Here is a 10409-nt window from a genome sequence, read left to right on the forward strand (position 1 = left end):
TTCCGGATATGTACACCGCTCCCCTGTAGGAGCCGGCTTGCTGGCGATGGCGTCCATCCAGTCAATAAATGCGTCGACTGACCCACCGCCATCGTCGGAACGCCGCCCGCAGCAAGCCGGCTCCTACACGGTGATTGGGTTCGCACAATTCAAAATTGTAGGAGCCAGCTTGCTGGCGATGGACGCCAACGATTACGCGGGCTGTCTGAATGAACGCGTCGCCCAGACGCTTTTCGCCGGCAAGCCGGCTCCTACAGGAATCGGCGTATGCTTTTGATTTCCACCACTCATCAGGCCGAGCGTTAGCTCGCCTTGCTGCGTTCAGTCATTCCGGATATGTACACCGCTCCCCTGTAGGAGCCGGCTTGCTGGCGATGGCGTCCCTCCAGCCAATACATACGTTGACTGATCCACCGCTATCGTCGGAACGCCGCCCGCAGCAAGCCGGCTCCTACAAGGGATTGGGTTCACACGATTCAAAATTGTAGGAGCCAGCTTGCTGGCGATGGACGCCAACGATAACGCGGGTTGTCTGGATGAACGAGTTGTCCAAACGCTTTTCGCCGGCAAGCCGGCTCCTACAGGGATCAGCGTTTGCTTTTGATTCCCACCACTCATCAGGCCGAGCGTTAGCTCGCCTTCCGCTTTTGATCTGAGCGCCCCCTCGAGAGGCCGAGCGCAGGTTCTGCGCAGTGGGCAACCCGGCATGGATGCCGGGTTAGCCGCCCCCGGCCAGGGATGGCCGATGGCGGCGGGCCCACGGAGCAGGACCGGAGCGAGGGGACCCTGAGCCTTAGCGAAGGGCCGAACGAAAGGGGCAAGAGCCCTTGGTTACTTGGGGCTTTTCCAAGTGACTCGCCGTAAGGGCGAAACCGATAGCAGCCGTAACCACAGAAACGGATATGTACACCATCAAAATCCTCGCCGACTGACACACAGCATTCGCAAGCAGGCTCGCTCCAGCGAGGAATGCGCTGTTCTGGAAAATCACTGAGCGCAAATATGCCGCGCGGCTGGCCTGAGTGCTCAAGAAGGCCTAGAATTCCCGCATCTGTTAATTCCCAAGGTAGCCCTTTAATGTCCTTCGCTGAGCAACTAACCCGCCTGCAAGTCTTCCTCGACGCCGATGAACTGCATGACGAGGCGCTGGACTACGTGGCCGCCCACGGCTACCTCACCGCGCTGTCGATCTGTTCCGAAAGCGTTCCCGACCGTGAATGGATCGACGCCCTCTTCGCCGAAGAGCCGCATTACGCCGACGACACCGAGCGTGAAGCCATCGAATCCACCCTGCTGGCCCTCAAGGCTCACATCGCCCGCCAACTGGCGTCCGATGAAGAGTTCGAGCTGCCGTGCGAACTGGACCTCGGCGAAGATCCGGACGATTCCGACCTGCGCGGCTGGTGCATCGGTTTCATGGAAGGCGTGTTCCTGCGCGAAGCAGCCTGGTTCGAAACCGCCGAAGACGAAGTCAGCGAAATGCTGCTGCCGATCATGGTCGGTTCGGGTCTGTTCGACGAGCAGCCCGAGTTCTCCGACATCGCGGCCGACGCCAACCTGATGGACGACATGATCGTGCAGATCCCGGAAGCCCTGACCGCGCTGTACCTGCTGTGCAACGCGCCAGACGAAAAACCGGCGATCCTCAAGCCACGTCACCACTAAGGTTTTGCCTATGGACAACCCCATAGGCAACCGCTCCCTGATGTTGCGTTACGGGCTGCTGGCCATCGGCTGGCTGAGCGTAGCGCTGGGGGTGATCGGGATTTTCCTCCCGGTATTGCCCACCACGCCTTTCCTGCTGCTGGCGGCCGCCTGCTTCGCCCGCAGTTCGCCGCGTTTTTACAACTGGCTGGTGGAACATCCACGGCTGGGTCCGTGGATTCGCGACTACCTCGACGGCAACGGCATTCCGCTCAAGGGCAAGGTCTACGCCATCGGCCTGATGTGGGCGAGTATTCTGTTGTCCTGCTACCTGGTGCCCCTGCCGTGGGCGCGCGGGTTCATGCTGACCAGTGCGGTGCTGGTGACGGTATATATTCTTCGGCAAAAAACACTCTGAAAATCCGAGCCATTGCGATGTGATGCTGGCCGTCACTCCAACCGCTTATCGGAAACCCTTCCACAACTGTTATTTCTGACAGTAGTCAATGCTGATGCTTCACGCATTAAATCAATCCGGCACTCACACCAGGACCGGAGTCCATCACCATGACAGCCAGACAACCGAACGTCCCATCGGGCACTGCGCCCGAGGAAACAGATTTGACATTGAGTATCAGAGCCGTCAGGGACTCCAAAAATGTCCTTGTAGGTCAAAACGGCACGACCTCCGATACCTTCTTCACGGTCAGTGGAACCGCTGAGCCGGACAAGCCGATTCTGGTACGGGACGGCTTTTTTGAATTGGCATCCGCCCAAAGCGACGGGGAAGGCCAATGGAAGACCGAGTTATTCGAGGTCAAGGAAGTCAAAAAATACAGCCTGACTGCCATGGGTAATTACGGCAACAAACCTGTTTCCAGCCCACCTCGAACCTTCACCGTGGTCGCCGACGCCCCCATCATCGAGTCCCTGAAAGATGACGAGGGAATGATTGGTGAAGGAGAAACGACCTACTCCTCATCGGTGAGCGTCACAGGCAAAGCCCTGCCGAATCAGAGAGTTCAGGCGTTCAATGGCAGCACACCACTTGAAGAGGCGCCGGTTAACCAAAATGGCGTTTACACACTTGAACTCAAGAATCTGCTGTCAGGCACCTCCTACACCATCACCGTCAAGGCACTCTACGGCGAAGGTAAATCATCCGAACCACGAAACTTCAACGTTGCAGCGGACATCGGCCTGTCTCTCGATGCTGTCGAAGACTCGGACGGCAATCCTGTCAACGAAGGCGACACTACCTCCGACCAAAACCTCACCGTCGTGGGCAAGTGCAGGCCAGGCAAGGATGTTCAACTCCTCGACCACGACGCCCCAGAAGGATTTCCGCCGGCGACCGCCAAGGGTAACGGCGAGTGGGAAATCAAAATCAAACTGGACCCAGGCGTGCATAGCCTGAAAGCCAAAAAACTGTACGGTGACGGGGAAGTAACCCCTACGCCCAGAACCTTTACCGTTAAAGGGGCGGATCTTGTAACGCTGGACACCGTGACTGACACCCATGGAACAACCGTCGATGACGGTGGTTTCACCTATGAGAGCAACCTGATTGCCAAAGGCGAAGGCGAAGCAGGCGAGTACGTCGAGATCTTCAACGGCAACGACTCTTTAGGTGAGGGGCAAATCGGAGCTGATGGCTACGAAGTCCCCATCGGCCCGCTGCCACTCGATAATTATCGCCTTGTTGCCAAGGCAAAATACCCCGATGGCGGTGAGTCTGGCCCGTACTCGTTTGAGGTCAGAAAATCCATCGCACCACGCGAAACCCAAGTGCATGATGCCAAAGAGGAAATTATCGATAACGGTAACACCACCTCCAGTTATGTAAGAGTCGGCGGCAAAACCGAACCGCTAGCGTCGGTCAACCTCAAGGTCAACGGGACCGTCGACCCGAAATCAGAGTCGGCCAACGAGGATGGTAATTGGGCGACACTCCTCACCGGATTGGCAGTAGGCAGAGCCTATGAGGTCAGTGCCGTTGCTTCCGACGATCATAACGCCGAATCGAATAAAGTAAGGTTCACGCGGGTTTCGGCGAACGGTTCTACCGACAGTTAACAAAGACCATTGTGGCAGTGCAAAAAAAACCGCTTTTAGCGGTTTTTTTTGTCTCAGACATTTAAAACTGATAGTTCGCACTGAAGGTGGCAGCCACGGGCTGTTCGATATTTTTACCCTTGGCATAATCGACACCGACACCAAGGTGCAGCCTCTCGGACATTGAAACCATCACCCCGGCACCGACTTCGAAACCGCTGCCCGACAGGTTGTTATTGATCGAGTTTCCATTGACCCGCACGTTGTTATCGTTCGATGCAAACTCATGGACCACCGCCACTCGCCCGTATGGACGCACCTGAGTATCGCCCAGGTTGATGCTTCGACCCGCCATAACGCCGAGCTTTGTGCGCAATGAATGCGTGTCGTCACCCTCAGCGCTCATGCCATTGTCCAAGTAATAGCTTTCTCCCTGGATGATTGCAGCGGATACCTGAACAGAAGGTTTGGCAAACCAGCCATCCCCCAGATCAATTTGGCGACCCCCTTCTACCATCGCACTCACAGCCGAGTTGTTGTAATCGCCTTCGGCACGTTTGCCATCGCTCATACCGACTTTGGACTCGTTACGGAAATGGTTGAACTTCAGGGCACCATCAACGAAGTAGCCATTGTCCTGATTCCGCCAGCCGAAATAAGGACCGAAGTAGTAACTGTCAACCGTGGCCGAGGTGCCGCCGTTGAGATTCAGATCGGATTTGCTGTATCCCGCCAGCATACCGACAGTCCACGGACTGTCACCCAGTCGGGTATCGGCGCCCAGGGTGAAACCCTGTTGCTCTTGACGATAACCCACACCCATCGAACCGTCGTCAACGTTCCACTTGTTGCCATAAGCTCGTACCCACAGGCCGTGGCGCTTGTCATCCGCCTGCAACTCGCCCATGCGGTTTTCCAGCGACTTCAATTCGCCATAGGACACGGTAAGGGCTGTTTGAAACAATGCCACTACCGATTGAGCACCGGAGCTGAGTCGGGTGGTAGGGTTCAGGTAATACTCCGCTTCGCCGGAGGCGTTGGTTCTTTCGGCTAAATCGTATTGCCATGTCCCCGCATCGACCCGGCCACCCAACAGCGCGAAATCTGCCTGGTTATTTCCGATCTGCACCAGCGTCAATTGTTGAGGAGACGTCGCGTCCTTGCCCGAAGCATTGACGGCCAATTCATAGCTGCCAGTGGCCGAGCCGGCTTTCAGCAAGTCACTTTCACCGGTCTGGAAGTTGCCCTGCATGGCAATGATGCCGCTGCCATTGAGCGTACCCACCTCAAGTTGACGATTCGCACGTGGCACGCCAGGCGCACCGAAATTAACCGTGCTGTCGCTCAACGTCAGAGTGTCGATGCGGTCATCGCCAACCATGGTCAGGCTCGAACCGCTGTTAAGGCTCAGGTTGCTGTTGTTCAGGCGTCCGGTGAACGTTGAGCCATTGTTCAAGGTGACATTGGCCGTCGAACCGTTCTCGCGCAGGATATCGCCCTCCATCGAAGCGCTATCGAAGGTGAGATTGGCGGTGCTATTGCCAGTCACTTGCACATTGCCTTGCAAGGCGCTGTTCGCAACCCGCATGTTCGCCGTCGAGGCGCCTTCCACTTCAAGTACATTGCCGTTATTGCCAATCAGCGTGGAGTTGTTCAACACCTCGATGCTGGCATCGGTGGCCTGCGCCACAACAATGGCCGCGCCATTGCGACCTTCAACGGTAGAGTTGTCCAGCACCAGGGAAGCATTCCCCACGTTCGCCGGGTCTTTTTTTATCAATACACCCGCAACATCACCGCTGATGCGGGTACCCGCCGTTGCACGCACTGCGCCGCCAAAAATGTCCAGCCCGCGACTGCCTGCGGCCGTTCCCGTCACTTGGCTATTGATCAAGTTGAGAGTACTCAGGCCCGACACTGTGGCGCCAGTTACGGCACCACTGAACTGACTGTCAGTAGCCGTCACCGTAGAGCCCAGGTTCGATCCGTTAGGACGGTTGACCAACAAAGCGGTGGCGTCGGCGGTCACCGTGGTCTGATTGATAGTCGCCGTACTGCTATTGATCGTTACACCGTTGCCGCCGCTATTGCCGTTGACGATCCCACCATTGATCGTCAGGGTAGAACCGCTGGTGACTGTGACACTGTTGGTCGTCGCGCCTGTTACATTTAACGTGCTGTTATTTCTCACCAGATAATCGGTGATTGGCGCCGTGGACGAATCGACATCCAACGTGTTGCCGTTATCAACGATAGTTGCCGCAAACGCTGAACAACTCATCAAAAAAAAAGCCGGCAATGTCGCCAGCGATTTAAAAGCACCTGTACCAGCAGGTACGCGTAAAACTTTGTATTGAGTCGTCATTTGCCTGCACCTTCTCGTGATCCGGTCTCCGTTGGCCAACTGTTGGGAGACACCAAAGGGTGCGGACGATACAGACGCTTCCTACGAATAAATGTAGGACTAATCTCTTTCGACTACGGAAAATCCGTCATACCAACCATTGCACGGAACAATAAAAACCATTCCCATCGCTGACAAAAAAGGAGGCACCAAGTGCCTCCTTAAACAAGTCATTAGATTGGGCAGGTCCCCCCACCGATACGCATCGTTACTTTGGTCGGATCGGACCCTCCCGAGGCCGGTTGCCCATCTATTAATGCCGTATACTTAAGGTCGCCCCAACCGTCATTGGTCACGGCAAACTGCGCATAAGGAATTTTCACAAGGAAGCCATCTCTGGCTTCATCAGGAGTCGGTCTTTTTGTCACCGTTACGGTGTTGCCCGGTATTACTGGCCCTGGTTTATTGTCCCCGGGGGTGGACAGATCGTTAGCATAGCCCTGATAAACAAATGAAAGGTCCTGATTTGCCAGCCTAAGCTCGCCACCTGGAACCTCTACTTCAATGACCTTGCCCAGCAATGAATCATCTTTAATCGAACGACACCCTAATGTAGGTCCCCATAGACCGGTAACCGTGTGAAGAAATTTTGGTTTGGGGATAGTAACCGGTACTAAGAAAACATCAACTTCCTGATCTTTTGAACGATTGAAGTTCTCGTTGAGCGAGTGAGTCACATTGTAGTGAACCTTGGTGGCCGGATTATTTCCACTTGCTTCAAAAATTTCCGGAGCGATAGTAAAGGTCAACATCGTTGCAGCCGTTTCAGTACCATCCATCGTCCAGACACCACCCTTGCCTCTTACATTGGCAGGGTCCTCCGGAACGGCAACTCCTTCCACATAAAGCGATACAACCTGACCCGTCTTGAACCCCTCATAAATAAGTACCTGCGCATCCACGTCGGCAACCAGGTCAACAGCCCTGATCTTGTTAGGGTCCGTCGTTACCGTACCTTGCACTGTCACCGGGAGAAGCTTGTCATGCGGAAAACCTGGCAACCCCGGATTATCCGGATCAATCGGCAGTGGCGAATCAAGGTCAATGTTCAGATCTTTCGGAGTTGGAGTCTTGGGATGAAAAAGTTTATTTCGCTGGATCTGCCAGAGAAGAGGAACCGTTTTCGGACCCACATTGCCGTTGTGCAGGTATTTATAGGGCAGCGGAAGTGAAAACGGAACCTGAGTAACAGCCACATTGATGGCGGGTTGCCCATCGACGCTCAACAGCAGCCTGTCTTGAGGTTGCCAGTTGTCGTAGCTGATTTTGGCAATGACCGGTGTCTGTGCATCCTCGACCAGAATCTGATCATCATCATCGTGCAGCGCAACCTGCAGAGTCTGGTTTGCCGGAGGATCAGAGAGCACCACATCCAGCGTCAAAAACTCGGATAAAAGGCTTGGATTACCTTTACGATCAAACAGGACAAAAAACAGCGAATAATCCCCCTCTGCTGATCCAATAAATGCCTTGTTCAGTTTATCGGTTGAAGGCAAGATCGAAAGATCGTTGCGTACGATTCTTTCAATGAGTCGGGAGTTGGGTATCGATCGGCCATATCGAAACTCAATTTCGTCTCCGATCTTTGCCCCTCCCCACTCTCGGCATGTCAACTTAACAAAGCCATGAGTATCCAGATAGGCCTTGGTAATCGTTAAATCTGCTTCAATTTCAGCCGGAACCCCTACTTTCCCAACAGGGACAGGCGGATCCATATCAATATTGATTTCAAGATCTTCTGTTCTGGCATCATTCGGCCCGTAAGTCTGATGATAAGACAACAAATGCGGCCCCGGAACGTTGATACGCCCCACATTAACTTCAAATTTCATTGGAAATTTTGCAGCAATCTCGTCGGAAGTCAAAGGCGTTACAAAATCCTGGACAGGTCCGAACAGGGTGCCATCCCACTTCAACTGCACAGTGACTCTTTCTGGATCTGGAGAACTGGCATCGGGAAAAAAAGGAACATCCACAACCAGAGGAAACACCCGATCTTTGTACTGGAGCTGTTGACCTGGATCATCGGCCGTCGCAGGTAACAACGTAGTATTCGGCAAACTGGGTGGATCATTCGGGGGTGGTTCTTGATTGGCCAGCATCACTTTATTGTTGTACAACCGCTGTTCTTGCGGAGTCAGCACTTTATACTTTTCATAGATAGTCATTTCACAGTTCCTTGTTAACGGGCTTCAACTGCCCAGGATGTGGCGGATCTGCGCACGGTCAAAAAAGACCCGGCGATTGCTTCGGAAAACAATGTCGTGAAAGGCCAGGGTGACGGCCGACGGGAGTAAAAAATCGATTTGTCGAACTGCTTGTAAAAAACGCTTTCACTCAACCGATGACATGATTTAAAGGCAGGCACCAACGTCTGGCTACTGTCAGAAATCACAGGTTTTGCTACCGCCGGTCGGACACTTCCCTAAACAACGCACAACAAAAAACCCGCCATCCCTTACACAGGGATGGCGGGTTTTGTTGTTTAAGGTTTCAGGTCACACGGTATCGACCTTCAACGAATGGTCATTCAGCATGCCGTTGATGATGGTCGCCGTATCCGCCCCGGCAATCACTCCACCCGCGCCCGGTGTCACACCGTAATGGCTGGCCAGGTCCACACCGGCCAGGTCGATAGTCTGGTTTGGCGCAGCACCCGCCATGCCGCTGACGTCGATGCTGGTGACCAGTGAATCGCCGCTGCCGGTGACTTTGAAGTGCAGGTAGTCATCCAGCGACGCCGCCGTGCCGTTCTCCCCTTGCAACAGTTGCGACAGGTCGAGTTTGTCGGTGCCTGGCGTGAAGTCGGTAACCACGTCGTGGCCGCTGTTGCCTTTGAGCCACAGGAAGGAGTCGGCACCGGCACCACCGGTGAGGGTGTTGTTGCCGAGGCCGCCGATGAGCACGTCATCGCCGCCGCCACCGTTGAGCACGTCGTTGCCGAGGCCGCCAGTGATGATGTTGTTGTGGCTGTCGCCGGTCAGTTTGTCATCGAAGCTGGAACCGGTGAGGTTTTCGATGGCGGTCAGGGTATCGGTGCCGGCGCCCACGGTGTTTTGCGCGCCGAGCAGGCTCAGATCCACTTTGACCCCGGCGGTGGCGTGGGCGTAGCTCGCGGTGTCGATACCGGTGCCGCCGTCGAGCAGGTCGTTGCCCGCGCCGCTGTAGAGCAAGTCATTGCCGGCGCCACCGTGCAGCTCGTTGTTGCCTGCACCGGCAGTGAGCACATCGTTGCCGTCGCCGGCGTTGATCACGTTGTTGCCGGTGCCCGCCACCAGCATGTCGTCACCCGTTGTGCCGGTTAGGGTGTGACCGTCCTGATAGCTGATGGTCACCGCTGTGCTGTCGTCGACGGCGTAGGCGCCGTGATAGTCCGGGGTGGTGTTGTGGGCGCCGGAGTAGTCGACGGTCATGGTCAGTTGATAATTTTCCGTGCCCTTGCCGTTGCCATGCCCGCCGTCATCGATGTTGATGATGTGGATCTGGTAGGTGCCGTCTACTGCGGCGGTGATGGTCTGGCCATCGCCGATGCCGATGAACGAGCCGCCGTTGACCGAGTACTCCATGCTGACGTGACCGCCCGCCAAGTTGTGATCGAGGTTCAGGGTTTCACCCTGTTTGAGGGTGACGGTGATGTGGTCCTCGTCATTGCTGTTGCTGTTGCTGTTGCTGTTGCTGTTGCCGTTGCCGTTGCCGTTGCCGTTGCCGTTGTTGTTTTTGGCTTCGCCCAACGCTCCGCTGACCACCAGCACCGCGGTCATGGCTGCGGTGTTGGCGACGAATGCGCTGCGCGCGATGGTCACCGATTGAGCGTTGTTGCCGGTGAAGCTGTAGCTCGGGTTGCTGCCGGTAAAGTCCGCACCTTTGACAATCCAGCCAGTGTTGAAGGTGGTTGGCGATACGGTCAGCGGGTTGGTGTTGGCATCGATGTCGTTGGCCAGCAGCACGTCGCCCGGCACCGTGACGTTGCCCGACAGGACGTTGGTGATGATGGCGACACCATTGTCGCTGACTGCGTTGATGCAGCCGTTGCTGACGTCGATGGTGATGGTCGTGGTGCTTTCGTCACCGTCGTTATCACGCAGGGTGTAGGTGAAGACGTCGGTCGCGCCGGGGCCGTTCACGGCATTCGGGGTGCTGTGATATTCGGCGTTGCCCTGGGCGTCCAGGGTCAGGTAGCCGTAGGTGCCGTTGATGTGGGTGTTGAGCCCGCCGTTGACCGGCGTCGAAGTGTCCGAGCCGGCGCGCACGCCGACCACGCCACCGCCGAGCAAAGGTCCATCGGCGCCGGCGACGTCATTCCACA

6 protein-coding genes are annotated in these 10409 nt (G+C 55.7%); 3 read left to right on the plus strand and 3 right to left on the minus strand.

Translation table 11 applies throughout. From position 1 onward, the window contains the following. The first annotated feature begins 1077 nt into the window (after positions 1 to 1077). The 3 genes from KGB27_RS23540 (at position 1078) to KGB27_RS23550 (ending at position 3720) form a co-directional block, all read left to right on the plus strand. Positions 1078 to 1665 carry a YecA family protein gene (locus tag KGB27_RS23540; protein WP_008040607.1) on the plus strand — a complete coding sequence of 196 codons (588 nt, stop codon included), beginning with the start codon at positions 1078 to 1080 and terminating at the stop codon, positions 1663 to 1665. A gap of 10 nt (positions 1666 to 1675) precedes the next feature. Continuing rightward, a complete protein-coding gene (locus tag KGB27_RS23545) occupies positions 1676 to 2062 on the plus strand; it encodes a YbaN family protein (protein ID WP_008040608.1) in 387 nt (128 codons plus the stop codon). A gap of 149 nt (positions 2063 to 2211) precedes the next feature. Continuing rightward, positions 2212 to 3720, plus strand: a complete 1509-nt coding sequence (locus KGB27_RS23550; protein ID WP_223556519.1) for a hypothetical protein — start codon at positions 2212 to 2214, stop codon at positions 3718 to 3720. Between the two features lie 61 nt (positions 3721 to 3781). Here the strand turns inward: KGB27_RS23550 and KGB27_RS23555 are convergent, their stop codons facing one another. The 3 genes from KGB27_RS23555 to KGB27_RS23565 form a co-directional block, all read right to left on the minus strand. Next, positions 3782 to 6064, minus strand: a complete 2283-nt coding sequence (locus KGB27_RS23555) for an autotransporter outer membrane beta-barrel domain-containing protein (RefSeq protein ID WP_223556520.1) — start codon at positions 6062 to 6064, stop codon at positions 3782 to 3784. A 212-nt stretch (positions 6065 to 6276) separates the two neighbouring features. After that, on the minus strand, positions 6277 to 8271 hold the full coding sequence (locus tag KGB27_RS23560) for a hypothetical protein (RefSeq protein WP_223556521.1): 1995 nt from the start codon (positions 8269 to 8271) through the stop codon (positions 6277 to 6279). A gap of 330 nt (positions 8272 to 8601) precedes the next feature. Next, positions 8602 to 10409: type I secretion C-terminal target domain-containing protein (locus tag KGB27_RS23565; protein ID WP_223556522.1), on the minus strand; the 1808-nt coding region annotated here is incomplete at its 5' end.

Origin of the sequence: Pseudomonas sp. BF-R-01, from assembly GCF_019946615.1 — a bacterium.
GTDB classification, from domain to species: Bacteria; Pseudomonadota; Gammaproteobacteria; order Pseudomonadales; family Pseudomonadaceae; genus Aquipseudomonas; species Aquipseudomonas migulae.